At 66.6% G+C, this 17077-nt stretch carries 18 protein-coding genes; 1 reads left to right on the top strand and 17 read right to left on the bottom strand.

The features are described from left to right. Positions 1–21: 21 nt before the first annotated feature. From lon to BMY30_RS06705, 10 genes are all read right to left on the bottom strand, one after another. Positions 22–2454, bottom strand: coding sequence for an endopeptidase La (gene lon / locus BMY30_RS06755; protein ID WP_089711867.1), 2433 nt, complete (start codon positions 2452–2454; stop codon positions 22–24). 86 nt (positions 2455–2540) lie between these two features. Continuing rightward, positions 2541–3803: a DUF945 family protein gene (locus BMY30_RS06750; protein WP_342027775.1), complete on the bottom strand. Its 1263-nt coding sequence runs from the start codon at positions 3801–3803 to the stop codon at positions 2541–2543. Between the two features lie 75 nt (positions 3804–3878). Next, a complete protein-coding gene (locus BMY30_RS06745; RefSeq protein WP_089711865.1) occupies positions 3879–4352 on the bottom strand; it encodes a phosphatidylglycerophosphatase A family protein in 474 nt (157 codons plus the stop codon). Then, positions 4349–5308: a thiamine-phosphate kinase gene (thiL, locus tag BMY30_RS06740; RefSeq protein ID WP_089711863.1), complete on the bottom strand. Its 960-nt coding sequence runs from the start codon at positions 5306–5308 to the stop codon at positions 4349–4351. Before thiL ends, BMY30_RS06745 begins: the two co-directional genes overlap by 4 nt. Before the next feature lie 13 nt (positions 5309–5321). Further along, entirely contained in the window at positions 5322–5825 is a 504-nt protein-coding gene (nusB, locus tag BMY30_RS06735; protein WP_089711861.1) for a transcription antitermination factor NusB, read from the bottom strand. Then, positions 5822–6322 carry a 6,7-dimethyl-8-ribityllumazine synthase gene (ribH, locus tag BMY30_RS06730; protein WP_089711860.1) on the bottom strand — a complete coding sequence of 167 codons (501 nt, stop codon included), beginning with the start codon at positions 6320–6322 and terminating at the stop codon, positions 5822–5824. Before ribH ends, nusB begins: the two co-directional genes overlap by 4 nt. 84 nt (positions 6323–6406) lie before the next feature. Beyond that, positions 6407–7570, bottom strand: coding sequence for a bifunctional 3,4-dihydroxy-2-butanone-4-phosphate synthase/GTP cyclohydrolase II (gene ribBA / locus BMY30_RS06725; protein WP_089711858.1), 1164 nt, complete (start codon positions 7568–7570; stop codon positions 6407–6409). A 364-nt stretch (positions 7571–7934) separates the two neighbouring features. Continuing rightward, the gene (gene ribD, locus BMY30_RS06715) at positions 7935–9083 is read right to left on the bottom strand and encodes a bifunctional diaminohydroxyphosphoribosylaminopyrimidine deaminase/5-amino-6-(5-phosphoribosylamino)uracil reductase RibD (protein ID WP_089711854.1); all 1149 of its coding nucleotides are present in this window, start codon (positions 9081–9083) and stop codon (positions 7935–7937) included. After that, positions 9083–9568, bottom strand: coding sequence for a transcriptional regulator NrdR (nrdR, locus tag BMY30_RS06710; protein ID WP_089711852.1), 486 nt, complete (start codon positions 9566–9568; stop codon positions 9083–9085). Before nrdR ends, ribD begins: the two co-directional genes overlap by 1 nt. Before the next feature lie 85 nt (positions 9569–9653). Then, positions 9654–10118 (bottom strand): copper chaperone PCu(A)C, encoded by a 465-nt coding sequence (locus BMY30_RS06705; RefSeq protein ID WP_170840091.1) that lies wholly within the window; start codon positions 10116–10118, stop codon positions 9654–9656. A 194-nt stretch (positions 10119–10312) separates the two neighbouring features. Between BMY30_RS06705 and dsbG the strand changes: the two genes are divergently transcribed. Further along, complete coding sequence (dsbG, locus tag BMY30_RS06700) at positions 10313–11077, top strand: thiol:disulfide interchange protein DsbG (RefSeq protein ID WP_089711848.1); 765 nt, start codon at positions 10313–10315, stop codon at positions 11075–11077. Between the two features lie 93 nt (positions 11078–11170). Here the strand turns inward: dsbG and BMY30_RS06695 are convergent, their stop codons facing one another. The 7 genes from BMY30_RS06695 to BMY30_RS06665 all read right to left on the bottom strand — a co-directional run bounded on the left by BMY30_RS06695 (position 11171) and on the right by BMY30_RS06665 (position 16993). Further along, positions 11171–12202: a c-type cytochrome gene (locus BMY30_RS06695; RefSeq protein WP_089711846.1), complete on the bottom strand. Its 1032-nt coding sequence runs from the start codon at positions 12200–12202 to the stop codon at positions 11171–11173. Between the two features lie 12 nt (positions 12203–12214). Next, a complete protein-coding gene (locus tag BMY30_RS06690; protein ID WP_089711844.1) occupies positions 12215–12871 on the bottom strand; it encodes a c-type cytochrome in 657 nt (218 codons plus the stop codon). Between the two features lie 83 nt (positions 12872–12954). Further along, on the bottom strand, positions 12955–13383 hold the full coding sequence (locus BMY30_RS06685; protein WP_089711841.1) for a DUF6691 family protein: 429 nt from the start codon (positions 13381–13383) through the stop codon (positions 12955–12957). After that, a complete protein-coding gene (locus BMY30_RS06680; protein WP_089711839.1) occupies positions 13380–13841 on the bottom strand; it encodes a YeeE/YedE family protein in 462 nt (153 codons plus the stop codon). The genes BMY30_RS06685 and BMY30_RS06680 overlap by 4 nt, the downstream gene beginning before the upstream one ends. Positions 13842–13853: 12 nt before the next feature. Further along, entirely contained in the window at positions 13854–15662 is a 1809-nt protein-coding gene (locus BMY30_RS06675) for a SulP family inorganic anion transporter (protein WP_089711837.1), read from the bottom strand. A 3-nt stretch (positions 15663–15665) separates the two neighbouring features. Further along, positions 15666–16100, bottom strand: coding sequence for a protein tyrosine phosphatase family protein (locus BMY30_RS06670; protein WP_089711835.1), 435 nt, complete (start codon positions 16098–16100; stop codon positions 15666–15668). Positions 16101–16126: 26 nt separating this feature from the next. Continuing rightward, complete coding sequence (locus BMY30_RS06665) at positions 16127–16993, bottom strand: MBL fold metallo-hydrolase (protein ID WP_089711833.1); 867 nt, start codon at positions 16991–16993, stop codon at positions 16127–16129. Positions 16994–17077: the final 84 nt, after the last annotated feature.

Here is a 17077-nt window from a genome sequence, read left to right as displayed (position 1 = left end):
GCAGAGCGGTGGGCATACCGATCAGTCGAACACCACCTTGGCCACGTCACGGTAGTGGCCTGCGAAATGCACCGTCATGCCCTCCTTGAGATAGTCGGGCAACTCGTTGTAGTCACGACGGTTGGCATCCGGCAGGATCAGCTCGAAGATATCGCTGCGACGAGCGGCGATCACCTTCTCGCGAATGCCGCCCACCGGCAGCACCTGGCCGGTCAGGGTCAGTTCGCCGGTCATCGCCATCGGCCGGTCGATGGCCTGGTGCCTGGCAAGCGACAGCAGGGCCGTGCTGATGGTCACCCCGGCGGAGGGACCATCCTTGGGCGTGGCGCCTTCCGGCACGTGCAGGTGGACGAAGGCGGAATCGAAGAAATCTGTATCGGCGCCGTACTCGCCCAGATGGCCGAGCACGTAGCTGTAGGCGATATTGGCCGACTCCTTCATGACGTCGCCGAGCTGGCCGGTGAGCTTGAAGCCGCGGTCCAGGGCATGCACCTTGCCGGCCTCGACGGAGAGCGTGGCGCCGCCCATGGCAGTCCAGGCCAGGCCGGTGACCACGCCCTCGCCCTTCATCACCTGCTCCTTGCGGAAGATCGGTGGTCCCAGATAGTCCTCGAGGTTGGTCACCGAGACCCGCACCGACTGCTGGTCATTCTCCAGCAGCTTCACGGCCGCCTTGCGCACGATACGATGCAGCTGTTTCTCGAGCTGGCGCACCCCCGCCTCGCGGGCGTAGCCCTCGATCACCTGGCGCAGGGCCGCTGCGGTGAGGTTGATACGCTTCTTGGGGATGCGATCGCGCTTGAGCAGCTTGGGCCAGAGGTGGTGCTTGGCGATGTCCATCTTCTCCTGGGCGATGTAGCCGGAGAGGCGAATCTGCTCCATGCGGTCCAGCAGTGCCGGGGGAATCGCATCCAGGGTATTGGCGGTGCACACGAACAACACCTTGGAGAGATCCAGGCGCACATCCAGGTAGTGGTCGAGGAAATCGACATTCTGCTCCGGGTCGAGCACCTCGAGCAGTGCCGAGGCCGGGTCGCCCTGGAAGGACTGTCCCATCTTGTCGATCTCGTCGAGCATGATCACCGGGTTCTCGACCTCGACCTCCTTGAGGGCCTGGGCCAGCTTGCCGGGCATGGCACCGATGTAGGTGCGACGGTGCCCCTTGATCTCGGCCTCGTCGCGCATGCCGCCCACCGAAAAGCGATAGAATTCGCGGCCCAAGGCCTCGGCGATGGAGCGCCCCACCGAGGTCTTGCCGACGCCCGGGGGACCGACCAGCAGCAGGATGGAGCCGCCCACGTCGCCCTTGAACGTCCCCTCGGCGAGGAACTCGACGATCCGCTCCTTGACGTCCTTAAGACCGTCGTGATCGCGGTCCAGCACCTGCCGGGCATGGGCCAGGTCGAGCTGGTCCTGGCTGCGCACCCCCCAAGGCATGCTGGTCAGCCAGTCCAGGTAGTTGCGCGTAGTGCCGTATTCCGGCGAGCCGGTCTCCAGTACCGACAGCTTGTCGAGCTCTTCGTCGATGCGTTCCATGACCCGCTCCGGCACCACGCAGCCCTCGAGACGGGCACGGAAGGTGTCGACATCGTTCTCGCGGTCATCCTTGGAGATGCCCAGCTCACGCTGGATCACCTTGAGCTGCTCGCGCAGGAAGAACTCCCGCTGGCGCTCCTGCATCTGGGCATTGACCTGGTCGCTGATCTCGCTCTGCAGCTGGGCGACCTCGATCTCCTTGCGCAGCAGCGGCAGTACCTTCTGCATACGGGCCATCACCGGCAGGGTCTCCAGCACATCCTGCAGCTCGGGGCCCTTGGCCGAGGTAATGGCCGCGGCGAAGTCGGTCAGCGGGCCTGGCTCGTGGGGGCTGAAGCGGTTGAGGTAGTGCTTGAGCTCCTCGCCGTAGAGAGGATTGATCGGCAGCAGTTCCTTGATGCCGTTGATCAGCGCCATGGCATAGGCACGGGTTTCTTCATCCTCGGCGTTCACCGGCTCGCGGGGATAGGTCACCTCCACCAGGTAGGGTGGCTTGCGGGAGAGCCAACGCTGGATGCGAAAACGGCGTACACCCTGGGCGATGAACTGGATCTGCTGCTCCTCACCCTGCAGCTTGTGTATCTTCACAGCGGCACCGATCTCAGGGAAATCCTCGCCGCCGAGTTCCTCGACACCGGTCTCACCGACGAAGGCAAGGCCCACAGTATGGTGAGGCGTATTGCCGACGCGCTGGATGGTCTCTTCCCAACGCTCACGATTGATCACCAGCGGCTGGACCTGGGCGGGAAAGAAGGGCCGGTTGTGGATCGGCAGCAAATAGATGCGCTCCGGCAGGGAGTCACTGGCGGGCACAACCGCGTGATGGTTGCCCTCATCCGGCCTCTCGTCATCTTGAGAATCGTCGGCATTGGCCTGGATCCAGTCCAGGCCATCCTGCGCTTCATGGTCGTCGCTCATGCGTTCCTCGTCCTGGATCGTCGGGATGGGTTCCCGGGTCTGCCTCAGGGATGCGGGCACTGGTGCCCGACTTCAAGTCAATGAAGTCACTGGAGCCGTTCGAGGGCCGGCGGCAGCGGGCGACCATTGATCCGGACCCGGCCACGTACCACGTCGATCTCGAGGTCCTCGGTATCCAGCGGCAAGCCGAGCCACAAGGCCACCACCTTGGGCACCTGATACCAGATGAGGTCACCGTAGAGCCGCGCCCGCCAGCGGGCCTGTTCGTGAGCCTGTTCGTGAGGGTTCGCGAGCGCGACCAGGCTGAGCTCCGATAGCTGGCGCGAATCGAAGAACAGCGCCCCGTTGCCCCGGGCCTCCAGCCCTAGCATCGGGCTGTCGAGGTCGATGGCATGGATATCCAGCCGGGGTGAATCCTGAAGCAAGGCCAGCAACTGCGTCTCCAGCCTCGCGAGCAGGTCGCGGCCTCCCTGGGCGGCATCGCCTCGAGCCGCCTCGTCACGCAGCACGGCCAGCACGCTGCGCAGGGCATCAGCGTTGATCCGCGACAGCTCCAGGGCAACGCGGCCGCTGAGCAGCACCTGCTCCGCCGTCATCAGCCGATCCAGGGTCAGCTCGCTCTCTACGCGCAACTCCTGTTCGTCGAGAACCGTGCGGCTGTGCAGGATCAGCCCACGCGCATCCAGTTCGAGGTCCGGCTGCTGCAAGGCCAGTCGCTCCACCTTGAGAAGGTCCTGCTGGGTGAAGTGGTAGGCGGCATCGGTATAGGCATAACGACTCTCCAGGGTGGTCGGTCCCAGCTCCAGGGTGGCCGGGCCATCGCTGAGGCGCCAGGGCTCGAGCCTGACCTGCAACCGCCAGTCCCCATAGACCCCGCCGAAGCCGATCCGCCCACCGCGGAAGTCAAGTTCGCGCCCCTCCTGACTAACGATGAAGGGTGCCAGTTGGAGATGCCCCCGGAGAGTGGCGCCGAGTGTGCGGTAGCGGGCCTGCCAGGTAGGCGGCACCGAGGGCAAGGCATCACCGAACAGGCGACGATTGTCAGCTCCTAGGTACGGCCGCAGCTCGCCATTGATGCGGGTGCTGAGTACACCGTGGCGCGCCACATAGGGCAGTTCGAGGTGCCAAGCCTGGCCGAAGCGGGGAGTCAGGTGGATAGTGCCGCGGGACTCGAGCCAGCCAGGGGTGACGTCGGTTCGCTTCACCGCCAGCTCGCCCCGGGCGGCGAGATCCTCGAGGGCGCGGGCCAATTCGCGCTCGAAGAGCACGCTGGAGAGATACTGGGCGACGCCCCAGAGCAACGCCAGGCCCACCACCACCGGGACGATCAGTCGTTCCTTGCGAATCATGGCATTCCTTATCCGCGCCTTGTCCGTACCCTTCTTATGTCGGCGAGACAGTGGAAAACTTTCAATGAAGCCGGATCAGTGGAGCCAGAACCACAGGTGCATGGTACTCCAGGCATAGGCGGCGGCGAGGACATCATCGATCATAATACCGAAGCCACCAGCGACCCGCCGGTCCGCCCAGCGGATCGGCCAGGGCTTGAAGACATCGAAGATTCGGAAGACCACGAACCCCCAGAGGGCGGCTTCCCAGGAGAAAGGCACCGCCGCCATGGTCAGCCAATAGCCGACGAACTCGTCCCAGACGATGCCCGAATGGTCGTGAACCCCCAGGTCGTGGGAGGTCTTGTCACACAGCCAGATGCCCCAGAAGAAGGCCACCGCCACCAGGCCCAGGTACCAGCCCAGCGGCAGCTCGGAGAGCAGCCAGTAGAAGGGAATCGCCGCCAGGGTGCCGAAGGTACCGGGCGCGAAGGGTACGCTGCCGCTGCCCAGCCCGAAAGCCAGGAAGTGCACGGGGCGTCGCCAGACGCTGGCGGGGGCCTGGTTCATGGGGCGCCGCCTCCCGCAAAGTGCTGCCAGCCCCGCTCGCCGGTAGCCGTCACACCCTGCACGCCGGATTCGTCGCTGAAGCGGCCGATCACCGTGAGGGCCAGGCCCAGCGCGGCCAGCCGGTCGCGAGCCTTGTCGAGATGTTCGGGGGGCAGGCCAAGCAGCAGCTCGTAGTCGTCACCACCATTAAGCCCGGCCTGCTGAGCTTCCTCCTCGCCCAGCGCCGCCACCAGACCCTCGGCCAAGGGCAGCGAGTCGAGCGTCAGCTCGGCCCCGACGCCCGAGGCGTCGAGGAGATGGTCAAGATCGGCCAGAAGACCATCGGAAACATCGATGGCGGCGCTGGCCAGGCCGCGCAGGGCGAGGCCCGCCTCGAGGCGCGGAAGCGGATGAAGATAGCGCTGCAACAGGGGGTGGTCGGTGTCCCGCTCGCCGCGTTGCCACAACGCCAGCCCCCCGGCCCCGCCACCCAGCGCACCGGTTACCACCAGCAGGTCGCCCGGCCGGGCTCCGCTGCGGGTCAACGCCTGCTCGGGGGGCACCTCGCCCATCACCGTCACGCCGATGGCCAGCTCGCCACGGGTCACGTCGCCACCCACCAGGGCCGTGCCAGCAGCGTCGCAGAGGGCATGGAAGCCGCGGGCAAAATCCGCCAGCCAGGCTTCGTCATCGGCCGCCGGCAGGGTCAGCGACATCAGGCACCAGCGGCCATGGGCGCCCATGGCGGCAAGGTCGCTCAGGCTGACCGCCAGCGCCCGGTGGCCGACCGCGACGGCCGGAGCATCCACGGGAAAGTGGATGCCGGCCACCGAGGTATCCACGCTGACCGCCAGCCGCTGCCCCGGCGTCGGCGCCAGCAGGGTGCAGTCGTCCCCCACGCCCAGGGTCACACCGGCCTCCGCCCCCGGCGGGTCTGGCGTGAAGAAGCGGGTGATGAGTTCGAATTCGCTATGCATCAGGGGCTGGCCTTCAGCGGCGGCGAGCGGTGACCTCGGCAGATCGCAATCGCCCGGCAAGCTTGTCGAGAATGCCGTTGACGTATTTGTGCCCGTCGGTGGCACCGAAGGACTTGGCCAGTTCGACCCCCTCGTTGATCACCGCGCGATAGGGCACCTCGAGGCGCCGGGAGAGCTCGTAGGCGCCCAGGCGCAGTATCGCCAGCTCGATGGGATCGAGGTCCTCGAGGCGCCGGTCAAGCAACGGCGAAATAGCGGCATCGAGCTCCCGGCGCTGATTCGCCACGTTGTGCAGCAGCTCGTGGAAGAGCGCCAGGTCGGCGATCTCCATGACCTTGTGCCAGTTCTCATGGTCCTCGAGATCATCATCGGCTACCTGGCTACGAAACTCGGCCTCCACGGCGGTGATCGACTTGCCGGTCATCTGCCATTGATAGAGGCCCTGCACCGCCAGCTCACGGGCCGCATGGCGGGACTGCTGGTCCTTCGAGGGGGGCCGCTGACGCTCGCCGCTCATGCCTCACCTTCCTCGTCGGCATCGTCACTGAAGCAGCGCAACAGCGAGACCATCTCCATCGCCGCCATGGCCGCCTCGGCACCCTTGTTGCCGGCCTTGGTACCGGCGCGCTCGATGGCCTGCTCGATGGACTCGACGGTCAACACGCCGTTGGCCACCGGGGTATCGAACTCCAGCTGCAGGTTGCCCATGGCGGTATTGCAGCCACCGGCGACATACTCGAAGTGCGGGGTGCCGCCACGAATCACCGCCCCCAGGGCGATCACCGCCTCGGGGCGTGCCACCTGAAGCACGCGCTTGATGGCCAGCGGCAGTTCCCAGGCACCGGGCACGTGGACAATATCGATGCCCTGCGGGTCGACGCCATGGCGCACCAGGCTGTCCACGGCACCCTCGACCAGGCTGTCCACCACATGATGATTGAAGCGGCCGACAACGATCACGTAGCGGCCATCGACGTCGACGAAGCTGCCTTCGACTTGGGAAATCGGTTGCATGGTTCTGTGTCCTGAAAGGTCCGGTGCTTGGGGATCCGGAAGGCACGGCGCGTGGGCCATGCCATGATGTTAAAGCCGGCAGCGCTAGTCGTCGCCCTGCTCGCCGGTTGCCTTCTCACTGGGCTCCAGGCGCTCCACCACCTCGAGGTCGAAACCAGAGAGCGCCGAGAACTTCCAGGGCGAACTCAGCAAGCGCATCCTGCCCACCCCCAAGTGACGCAGGATCTGCGAGCCGGTACCGATGGTCAGGTAGTTGCCCGCACCGTCGGAGTCGCTGGTGCGCGGCGTCCGCCGACGCTCCAGGAACACCTCGAGCAGGTCATGGAGGTCCTGATGCGGACGCCCGTCATCGAGCAGCACGAAGACCCCGTGCTCGGCCCGCGCCACCTCGGCGAGAGCCTGCTGGGCAGTCCAGCTCGGCGTGTCGCCCTTCTCCAGGGCGAGCAGGTCGCGCATCACGTTAGCCAGGTGCACGCGCACCGTGGTCAACGCCTCGGGGTGGGGATGGCCCTTGACCAGCGCCAGGTGATGGGCGCCCTGAATACTGTCGCGGAAGACATGCAGGCCGAGTTCGCCGAAGGCAGTCTCGACCGGCGTCGACTCCACCGGCTGCACGGTCTGTTCATTATGGATGCGGTAATGGATCAGGTCGGCGATGGTGCCCATCTTCAGATCATGCTCGACGGCGAAGCGCTCGAGCTCTGCCCGGCGTGCCATGCTGCCGTCCTCGTTCATGACCTCGCAGATCACCCCGCTGGGGTCGAGACCGGCCAGGGCGGAGAGGTCGCAGGCCGCCTCGGTATGGCCGGCGCGACGCAGCACACCGCCGGGCTCGGCCATCAGCGGGAAGATGTGGCCGGGCTGGACGATGTCGGAGGCAACAGCATCTCGGGCGACCGCGGCGCGCACGGTGCGCGCACGGTCGGCGGCGGAGATGCCAGTGGTCACGCCTTCGGCGGCCTCGATGGAGAGGGTGAACTTGGTGCCGAAGCCGGAACCGTTGTCGCGCACCATCAGCGGCAACTGGAGACGCTCGCAGCGCTCGCGGGTCATCGGCAGGCAGATCAGGCCCCTGGCGTGGCGCGCCATGAAGTTGATGTGCTCGGCCTCGACCTTCTCGGCGGCCATGATGAGGTCGCCCTCGTTCTCGCGATCCTCGTCATCCATCAGGATCACCATCTTGCCCTGACGAATATCCTCGACCAGTTCTTCGATGGGGGCCAGGCCCCCGGATGAGGATTGCACCATGGAGTCTCCATTGATTCAGCGTGGTGGCTGTCGGCATCCGGCGACGAACGGATCGCTATCGGACGTCGCCACCTCGAAACCGCGTCAGGGTACCGTGGCGCGTCTTCGGGCGCCAGTTTCAAGCGCCGAGCGCCAGTTCATACAGCTCGGAGCTGACCCGGCAACAGGTCCCGAAGTGTCGGACCATCGAGGAGGCGCTGTGAACCCATCCCTGGGCGCTACCGACGCCCTGCAACGCTCTCGCGTCCCGCTCCGCTTGCAGGGCCGGTGCTGGCCATCCATGGCCAGCCCGTTCGGAGCAGTGCTCCTCACCCATGGCGTAGGACCTCCTCTGCGCCCTGTCCCCGGCGTTCCTCGCAAAAAATCACGTCGATACCTGGGTAAGCCGCCGTGGCCTGGCGGTGATGCGCCAGTCATCCCCCACGGCACGAATATCGAGGATCTCCAGCCCCTTCTGTTGGGCCATAAGGCTCAGGCCCGGCAGCTCGAAAAGCGGCCGTGCCTCGCCGCCGAGCAGGGTCGGCGCCACGAACAGCTGCATCTCGTCGATCAGACCGGCCTCGAGCATGGCACCGGCCAGCGTTGCCCCGGTCTCCAGCAATACCTCATTGGCCAGCTCCACCTCGGCCAGGTGACGTAGCAGGGCGTCCAGGTCGACGCGGCCATCGGTACCCGCGGGCAGCGCCACGACCTCGGCGCCGGCGGCCTGGAGCGTCTCGCGCCGCTCGGGCTCGTGGTCGTCCAAAGTGACCACCAGGGTACGGCCGGGTTCGCGAAGACAGGCCGCGGCCAGGGGCAGGCGCAGCCGGGAGTCCACCACCACGCGCAACGGCTGGCGGGCGGCGAGCGCCTCGCCCTCGGGCAGATCGAGCTGCTCGGGGCGCACCGTGAGCCTGGCATTGTCGAAGATGATCGACTCGACCCCGGTAAGGATGGCGCTGGAGCGAGCGCGCAGGCGCTGCACCTCGCGGCGGGCCTGGGGCCCGGTGATCCACTGGGACTCGCCGGAACGCATGGCGGTGCGGCCATCGAGGCTCATGGCCATCTTCAGGCGCACGAAGGGGCGCCCGTGAGACATGCGCATCACGAAGCCGGCATTGAGCGCCAGGGCTTCGTCCTCGAGCATGCCCACCGCCACCTCAATGCCCGCCTCGTGCAGCATGGCGATACCCCGGCCGGCGACCCGGGGATCCGGATCCTGCATGGCCACCATCACCCGCGCCACACCGGCCTCGACAAGCGCCAGGGCACAAGGGCCGGTGCGTCCATGGTGGGAGCAAGGCTCCAGGGTCACGTAGGCGGTGGCACCACGGGCCTGCTCCCCCGCTGCTCGCAGGGCGTGGATCTCGGCATGGGGCTCGCCGGCCCGCTCATGCCAGCCCTCGCCGACCACTCGGTGATCCTTGACCAGCACACAGCCGACCCGCGGGTTGGGGTCGGTGGTATAGAGACCGCGACGCGCCAGCGTCAGGGCGCGCGCCATCCACGCCTCGGGGAAGGCGTGCTCCACCATCAGGAAGCTCCCGTCGGGTCCGCGGAGAAGCCGGGCTCCTGGGCCAGGCGGTCGATCTCGGCCCGGAATTCGTCAATATCCTGGAAGCTGCGATAGACCGAAGCGAAACGGATATAGGCCACCTGGTCGAGGCGCTTGAGGGCCTGCATGACCTCCTCGCCGATATCCCGGGCGTGGATTTCTCGCTCGCCTCGGGCGCGCAGGTTCTGGCGAATGCGCTCCACCGCCGCCTCGATGGACTCGGCGCTGACCGGTCGCTTCTCCAGCGCCCGCAGCATGCCGGCGCGCAGCTTGACCTCGTCGAACACCTCCCGCGTGCCATCGGACTTGACCACGCGCGGCATCACCAATTCGGCCGTCTCGTAGGTGGTGAAGCGCTCGCCGCAGGTCACGCACTGGCGACGCCGTCGCACCTGGTCACCCTCTGCCACCAGGCGAGAGTCGGTCACGCGCGTGTCGTTGGCGCCACAGAAGGGGCAATGCATAAAGGCAACCTGAGGTCGTTGGAAGGTGTCGCTGCATTGTAACGGTTAGCAGGGAAGGCGCCCAGTGACTGCCGGCCCGGGGAGATCAGTGGCTTCCGTGCTGGCCCTCTCCCTGCATTTCCATCGGCTGCACCCGTCGCACCGGCGCCTCGACACTCAGGGTCTCGCCGTTGTCGAGGGTCAGGGTCAACTCGACATGCTCGCCTTCACGCGGGATCCTGGCCAGTTCGAATAGCATCATGTGCCAGCCTCCCGGCGCCAGCCGCACGGTCTCGCCGGCCGGGACCGGAATCGCCTCGACCTGGCGCATCTGCATCACGCCATCGACCATCACATGGTTGTGCAACTCCAGGTTGCCGGCCAGGGGCGAGCTGCCCCCGAGCAGCGCCAGATCCATCTCGCCCGGGTTGGTCAGATTCATGAAGGCGACGGTGGTGGGCGAGCCTGGTGGCACCGCCCGCACCTGGGCCTGATCGATGGTAAGGGACTGTGCCTGGGCAGCAGTGATGAACAGCGAGAACAGGGCCAGCGGTAAGGCAACGAGTCGCATCTCGGTGGGCTCCGGAGGTTCAAGGGAAGAACACGAGCTTACTCGGCATCGGCGTTGACGGGCAGCGGGATGCGACATTGCGCCCCGCCGACAGGCGCGGTAATTGATTCGCGGCTAATACCAGCGTGACGGGATGGGAACTCCCTGATTCCCAGCGGGTCCCCACGACACCCCCTTACCAACAGGATACCGCGATGCGACCCTCTCCCCTTTCCCTGACGGCCGGCCTGATCACGCTCTCGCTAACCTCGCCACTGCCCGCTGACGACCACTGGCCGGCGCCGGTCCAGGCGCTGGTGGACCAGGGCCTGGAGATCCATGGCGAGTTCGCGGCCCCGGGCGGCCTCAGTGGCTACGCCGCCAGCCACCGGGGGCGCGAGATGACCGTCTTCCTTACCCCGGACGGTGACCATGCCGTGGTCGGTACCCTGCTCGATGTCGAGGGCAACGACCTCTCCGCGGCGCCCCTGGACGAGCACGTGCGCAGCGGCCAGGAGGCCGAAGTATGGCAGCGGCTCGAGGAGAGCCATTGGATACAGGACGGCAACCCGCAGGCAGCACGCGTGATCTACACCTTCACCGACCCCAACTGCCCCTACTGCGCCCGCTTTCACGAACAGAGCCGCCCCTGGGTCGAGGCCGGCGAGGTGCAACTGCGTCACATCATGGTCGGTATCCTGCGCAGCGACAGCCCGGCCAAGGCGGCCGCCTTGCTCGGCGCCGAGGACCCCTCCGCCGCGCTGCAGGCGCACCAGGACAGTGACGAAGGCATCGAGGGTTCCGCCCAATCCCGAGAAATCGAGGAGCAGGTCTACGCCAACAACCAACTCTTCGAGATGCTGGAGCTGATGGCCACGCCCACCAACTATTACCGCAACGATGAGGGCCGCCTGGAAAAGGTCGAGGGGGCACCGAACGAGGAGCGCCTCGAGGCGATGATGGGCGCGCCACGCCCCTGACGCCGCTCGAATGACTCGTCGCGTCTCCGCAACGTAAACGGGCCCCGCTGCCATCGGCAGCGGGGCCCGCTTGTCTCCAGGTGGAGCCTTCTGTCAGTCCTCCATGTCCTCGAAGCGCGACTGGCCGACGTTCCAGGGCTTGACCTCCTCGCCCTTCTCGCCCCAGTTGGCATGATCCCCTAGGCGATGGCCATCGTGCTCACGCACCTCGCCATAGCTGGAGTTCTTGTGGAAGGTGGGCCCGAACTTTTCCAGGGTTTCCTCCACGTCGCCGGTGTAGCGCGGGTCCTGCGGGCGCTCCTGGCGGGTCATGTAGTAGGCGATGTCCCAGGCTTGCTGGTCGGAGAGCGACAACGGCTGGCCCAGCGGCATGTTGTTCTTGATGAACCCGGCCGCGGTATGCGTACGCACGATGCCGGCGCCCCAGTTGTTGGAGCCGTCGCCCCAGGGGGCGGGAAAGACATACTCGCCATCCTCGTAGAGGCCTGAGCCATCCTCGCTGTGACAGATCGCGCAGTTATCGAGATAGCCCTGCTCGCCGCGTGCGTAGCTCAGCTCCTCGGGGCGCTCAGGGGCCGGGAAGCCGCGGCCGTAGATAGGCTGGTCCGGATACATGGGCGCCCCAGTGGCCAGCCACTGGTGGTAGGCGGAGAGGGCCAGCATGTCGTCACTGCCGTACTCGGGCGGGGTGCCGTTCATGGAGTAGGCGAAGCAGCCGGCGATGCGCTCCTCCAGGTTGTTGACGTGCTGGTTCTTGCCCCGGAAGTTCGGCAGAATGATCGCCGCCGGCCAGATCGGTGCGCTGAACGGCTGGCGGCCCTCGCCCAGGTGGCAGCTGGAGCAATTCATGTCATTGAAGACGTTCTCGCCACGCAGCTGCTGGGTGTTGGTGAAGAGGTCGTAACCACGGCGGATGACCTTCTTCAGCTCGGGATGCAGGTCAGCCTCCTCGAGAGCCGCCATGGTCGGCGGCACATGCACCAGCTCGCCCTCCTTGGGGGCGGGATAGCCCATCGCCACGAGGGTCTCGTACTCCGCCCAGGCGGCCATGCTCATGTCGGCGGCCAGGGTCGCACTGGCCAGGACCAGAGTTGTTCTGCCCAGGGTGTTAGTGTGACGTTTCATGCTCTGTTCCCCTTATTCGGACACCACTGACTGATTGGCCAGCCAGGCCGAGACGGCACGGATATCCTCGTCGCTCATGCGCTGGGCGATGGCCCCCATCAGGTTCTGGGGATCGTTGTTGCGCTCCCCTTCCTGCCAGGCATGCAGCTGAGCCTCGATGTAGCCGGCGTGCTGACTGGCGATGCCGGGAAAGGTGCTGCCGGCACCCGCGTTACCCGGGCCATGGCAGCTCTTGCAGGAGACGATGTACGCGTCCCAGTCCCCGCGCAGGGCCAGCTGCTCGCCACGCGTCAGCAGCGCCTCCTCGGCCTCCTCGCCACCCTGGGCGTCGGTCACCGGCATCTGGCTGTAGTAGGCCGCCACGTCGGCGATCTGCTGCTCATCGAGCATGTTGGCAAACGGCATCATGCTCGCATTCTGGCGGCGGCCCGCCTTGAAGTCGTGCAATTGCTTGGCGATGTAGCCGGCATCCAGGCCGGCCAGTCGGGGCCAGGACTCGCCCCTTGACACGTTCATTCCGCTGCCATCGGCCTGGTGGCAGGCCACGCAGGTACCGGCCGCCGCCTGGCCGCGCTCTGCGTCACTCTCCTGCTGGGCCTGGACCTGCCCGCAGGCCAGACCCAGGCCCAGCAGCAGGCCAAGCCCACTCGCGATCCTCATGATCATCATGTCGGTTCCCCCTCATCGTTATCGTTGATCCCTTGCGGGGTTGCTTCCAGGTGCCGTGCGATCCGGCCACCTCAAACTCGACGTCAGCGGCTGGCGGGAATCGCGCGGGCCAGGAACCAGCCGGCCACCATGGCAATCAGCATAGCCAGAAGCGGCACGCTGAGCCCGGCGATAGAGGCGAAAGCCGGCCCCGGGCAGTAGCCGGAGAGCCCCCAGCCGATGCCGAACAGGGCAGCGCCGCCGATCAAGCGGCCATCCAGGTCCTGGCGGGTCGGCAACTGGAAGGCGTTGCCGAAGAGCGGTGCCTTGCGACGCAGTACCAGCCGGTAGCCGAGGAAGTTGGTGACTACCGCACCACCCAGTACGAACATCAGGGTGGGGTCCCAGGCACCGAAGAGGTCGAGGAAACCCAGCACCCGTGCCGGGTCGGTCATGCCGGAGATGGCCAGACCGAGGCCGAAGATCAGGCCGGCGATATAGCCCGCCAGGGTCTTGAGATGAGAAGCCTTCATGCGCCACCTCCGATCATGTGCCGCACCACGAAGACGGTAATGATCGCCGCCACCAGGAAGGTCAGGGTCGCCACCAGGGAGCGTGGAGACAGCCGCGCCAGGCCGCAGACCCCGTGGCCGCTGGTACAACCGCTGCCGATCCCCGTGCCCAGGCCCACCAGCAGGCCGGCCACCAGCATCAGCGCCACGCCACCGGCGGGCTCACCGACCACCTCGCCCGGCGCGCCAGCGACGTTGCCCAGGCCGCCGCCGAGCAGCATCAGAACGATGGGGCCGCTGATCAGGCCGAGCAGGAAGGTAAGACGCCAGGCACTGTCGCCCTTGGGCCGCACGGTAATCAGATTGCCGATGATGCCGCTGATGCCGGCGATGCGGCCCAGGGTGGCCATCAGCCAGGTGGCAGAAAGGCCGATCAGGATGCCACCGGCCAGTCCCTGCAGGGATGAACTCCAGTCCACTCTCTTTCTCCTTCAGTGCGTCCGCGGATGCGGACGTGTCGAAACATCGTTCGGGGGGCCCAATACCGGCATCATCTGCATCTCTAAGCAGCGGCGCGACAGACTGCCGTCGCTCTCGCCGCGCAGCTCCCGCCAGGCATCATAGGTACTGAGGAACACGTGCCCGGTGAGCTCGCGGCAGAACTCGGTGTTCTGGAGCCGATCCATCACCGGCCCCTTGACCTCGGCCAGGTGCAGGGTGACCCCGGAGTCCTTCAGGCGCCCATTGATGGCCTCGAGGCTCTCCAGCGCCGAGGCATCGATGAGATTCACCGCCTGGCAGGCCAGCACGATATGCTCGAGGGTCGGTTGGCGGGCCGCCAGCTCCATCACGGTATCCTCGAGGTAGCGGGCGTTGGCGAAGTAGAGGCTCTCGTCAACCCGCAGGATCGCCAGGCGGTCGTCGGTCTCCACGTCGTGACGCTTGATGTTGCGGAAGTGCTCGCTGCCCGGCACCCGCCCCACCACGGCACTATGGGGCCGGCTGGTACGGTAGAGGTGCAGCGCCAGGGAGAGCCCCACCCCCACGGTGATGCCGCTTTCCACGCCAACGCCCAAGGTGACCAGGATGGTCGCCAGCATCGCCGCGAAGTCGCTGCGCGAATAGTCCCAGGTGCGCTTGATGGCCGGGAAGTCGACCAGCGAGAGCACCGCCACGATGATGGTGGCCGCCAGCGTGGCGATGGGCAGGTAAGCGATCAACGGCGTGAGCAGCAGCGCTGCCCCGGCGATCCCTACCGCGGTCAAGGCTCCGGCCGCCGGCGTCTCGGCCCCAGCGTCGAAATTCACGACGGAACGGGCGAAGCCGCCGGTGACCGGCATCCCGCCGGTGAAGGAGGCAGCGATGTTGGAGGCGCCCAGGCCCACCAGCTCCTGGTCGGGATCGATGCGCTGGCGGCGCTTGGCCGCCAGGGTCTGACCCACCGACACCGATTCCACGAAGCCGACGATGCTGATCAGCAGCGCCGCTAGGAACAGCTGGCTCCACAGGCCGCTGTCGAAGCCGGGCAGGGTCAAGGGTGGCAGGCCTGCCGGCACGCTGCCGACCACGGCTACACCGCGCGCGTCGAGGCCCAGCTCCCAGGTGGCCAGGGTGGTGACCGCCACCGCGAGAATCGGCGCGGCCTTGGTCAGCATGTCCGCCGGCCGGACCGGTACGCCCAGGCGGAGCAGCCCCAGCTTGAGCCAGCGCCGTGCGGCATAGAGGAAGACCAGCACAGAGGCGCCGATGATCAGGGTCGGGCCGTTCATTCCGCCGAGCCCCCGGGCCAGACCAGCCAGCAGCTCCAGCAGGTTGTGGCCGCTGGCCTCCACGCCCAGCACATGCTTGAACTGGCTGGCGGCGATGATCAGCCCCGAGGCGGTGATGAAGCCCGAGATCACCGGGTGGCTCAGGAAATTGGTCAGAAAGCCCAGCCTCGCCACGCCCATCAGAGTCAGCATCAGCCCGGACATCAGCGCCAGTACCAGGGCGGCACCGAGATATTCCGGCGACCCCTGGGGAGCGATCTGCCCTACCGCCGCCGCCGTCATCAGCGACACCACCGCCACCGGCCCCACCGCCAGGGTGCGACTGGTACCGAATACCGCGTAGACCACCAGCGGCGCAATGCTGGCGTAAAGACCCACCTGCGGCGGCAGCCCGGCCAGAATGGCGTAGGCCAGGGACTGCGGAATCAGCATGACGGTCACGATCACCGCCGCCAGCAGGTCGCTTCCCAGGGTGGCTCGGCCATAGCCGGGTAGCCACTGCAGGATGGGCAGACAGCGCTTGAGGTTCATCGCTCACTTCAGCCCGGCGGCGGCTTCCAGCATCGGGCGGCGCGCTTCCAGGTCATGGCCGGCGGCATGCGCGGCGGCCAGTAGCGCCGGGATGTCGCAGCCCGCCTGCTGGCTGCGCGCATGGGCCCAGAGATGCACGGCCCGCTTGCCGGTCTTGCAGAAGGCCAGAATCGGCGTGGGTAGACCGTCGAGGGCCTGGCCGAAGGCCTCGATGTCGGCCTCCGAGTACTCACCGGGAGTGACCGGGATAGAGCGCCACTCGAGGCCGAGCTCGGCGGCGCGGGCCTTCAGGGCACGGTCGTCGGGGTGATCCTCGGCTTCGCCGGGCTGGCGATTGCAGATCACCGAGCGAAAGCCGCGGCGGGCGACCTCGTCGAGATCGGCAGGCGTCACCGCATCGGCGATGGCGAAGCCGGGTTCGAGTTCATGAATCTGCATGGACGTTCTCCTGGAAAGCTGGGGTCTCAAAACTTGTTGATCGGTACCTTGAGGTAGACCTGGCCGTTGTCCTCGGCCGGCGGCATGTGCCCGGCGCGCATATTGACCTGCACCGAGGGCAGGATCAGACGCGGCATGCCCAGGGTCGCATCGCGTTCGGTGCGCATCTTGACGAACTCCTCTTCGCTGATGCCCTCGTGCACATGCACGTTCTGCTGACGCTGCTCGGCCACGCTGGTCTCGTGCTGGAATTCCTCACGCTCCGGGGCCTTGTAATCGTGGCACAGGAAGATGCGGGTCTCGCCCGGCAGGGCCAGCACCTTCTGGATGGAGCGGAAAAGCGTGCGGGCATCGCCGCCGGGGAAGTCGCAGCGGGCGGTGCCGTAGTCGGGCATGAAGAGGGTATCGCCGACGAAAGCGGCGTCGCCGATCACGTAGGTCAGGCAGGCCGGCGTGTGGCCCGGCGTGTGCAGCACCCGCCCCTCCAGGTGGCCGATGGTGAAGGTGTCGCCCTCCTCGAAGAGGCGGTCGAACTGGCTGCCGTCGCGGGCGAACTCGGTACCGGCATTGAAGGCCTTGCCAAAGACGTCCTGCACCACGGTGATATTGGCGCCGATGCCCGTCTTTCCGCCCAGTGTCTCGTGCAGATAGGGGGCGGCGGAGAGGTGGTCGGCGTGGACGTGGGTCTCGAGTACCCACTCCACCTCGAGGCCGTTGTCACGCACGAAGTCGATGATCGTGTCGGCGGATCGCACATCGGTGCGCCCGGCGGCGTAGTCGAAATCGAGCACCGAATCGAGGATCGCGCAGGCACGGCTCGAGGGATCCTGCACCACATAGCTGAAGGTATTGGTCGGCTCGTCGAAGAAGTGGGTGACCACTGGCTGTGACATGGGAAACAACCTCCATTGAATGTCGCTGGCCGAGAGATGGCGTCAGTATAAGGCCAAGCAAGTTCTAAGAATAGAATATTTAAT

Source organism: Halomonas daqiaonensis, from assembly GCF_900109725.1.
In the GTDB taxonomy this organism is placed as follows: Bacteria; Pseudomonadota; Gammaproteobacteria; order Pseudomonadales; family Halomonadaceae; genus Halomonas; species Halomonas daqiaonensis.
This window is presented reverse-complemented; position numbering and strand designations above follow the sequence as displayed.

Excerpts from the sequence above, each read along its gene's own strand:
- ribD (WP_089711854.1), bottom strand. The coding sequence starts at position 9,083 with ATGGTGGAGCACGCCTTCCCCGAGGCGTGGATGGCGCGCGCCCTGACG.
- BMY30_RS06690 (WP_089711844.1), bottom strand. The coding sequence starts at position 12,871 with ATGATGATCATGAGGATCGCGAGTGGGCTTGGCCTGCTGCTGGGCCTG.
- BMY30_RS06665 (WP_089711833.1), bottom strand. The coding sequence starts at position 16,993 with ATGTCACAGCCAGTGGTCACCCACTTCTTCGACGAGCCGACCAATACC.
- BMY30_RS06670 (WP_089711835.1), bottom strand. The coding sequence starts at position 16,100 with ATGCAGATTCATGAACTCGAACCCGGCTTCGCCATCGCCGATGCGGTG.
- thiL (WP_089711863.1), bottom strand. The coding sequence starts at position 5,308 with ATGCATAGCGAATTCGAACTCATCACCCGCTTCTTCACGCCAGACCCG.
- BMY30_RS06705 (WP_170840091.1), bottom strand. The coding sequence starts at position 10,118 with ATGCGACTCGTTGCCTTACCGCTGGCCCTGTTCTCGCTGTTCATCACT.
- BMY30_RS06695 (WP_089711846.1), bottom strand. The coding sequence starts at position 12,202 with ATGAAACGTCACACTAACACCCTGGGCAGAACAACTCTGGTCCTGGCC.
- nrdR (WP_089711852.1), bottom strand. The coding sequence starts at position 9,568 with ATGCATTGCCCCTTCTGTGGCGCCAACGACACGCGCGTGACCGACTCT.
- BMY30_RS06675 (WP_089711837.1), bottom strand. The coding sequence starts at position 15,662 with ATGAACCTCAAGCGCTGTCTGCCCATCCTGCAGTGGCTACCCGGCTAT.
- ribH (WP_089711860.1), bottom strand. The coding sequence starts at position 6,322 with ATGCAACCGATTTCCCAAGTCGAAGGCAGCTTCGTCGACGTCGATGGC.
- BMY30_RS06745 (WP_089711865.1), bottom strand. The coding sequence starts at position 4,352 with ATGAACCAGGCCCCCGCCAGCGTCTGGCGACGCCCCGTGCACTTCCTG.
- lon (WP_089711867.1), bottom strand. The coding sequence starts at position 2,454 with ATGAGCGACGACCATGAAGCGCAGGATGGCCTGGACTGGATCCAGGCC.
- ribBA (WP_089711858.1), bottom strand. The coding sequence starts at position 7,570 with ATGGTGCAATCCTCATCCGGGGGCCTGGCCCCCATCGAAGAACTGGTC.
- nusB (WP_089711861.1), bottom strand. The coding sequence starts at position 5,825 with ATGAGCGGCGAGCGTCAGCGGCCCCCCTCGAAGGACCAGCAGTCCCGC.
- BMY30_RS06750 (WP_342027775.1), bottom strand. The coding sequence starts at position 3,803 with ATGATTCGCAAGGAACGACTGATCGTCCCGGTGGTGGTGGGCCTGGCG.
- BMY30_RS06685 (WP_089711841.1), bottom strand. The coding sequence starts at position 13,383 with ATGAAGGCTTCTCATCTCAAGACCCTGGCGGGCTATATCGCCGGCCTG.
- dsbG (WP_089711848.1), top strand. The coding sequence starts at position 10,313 with ATGCGACCCTCTCCCCTTTCCCTGACGGCCGGCCTGATCACGCTCTCG.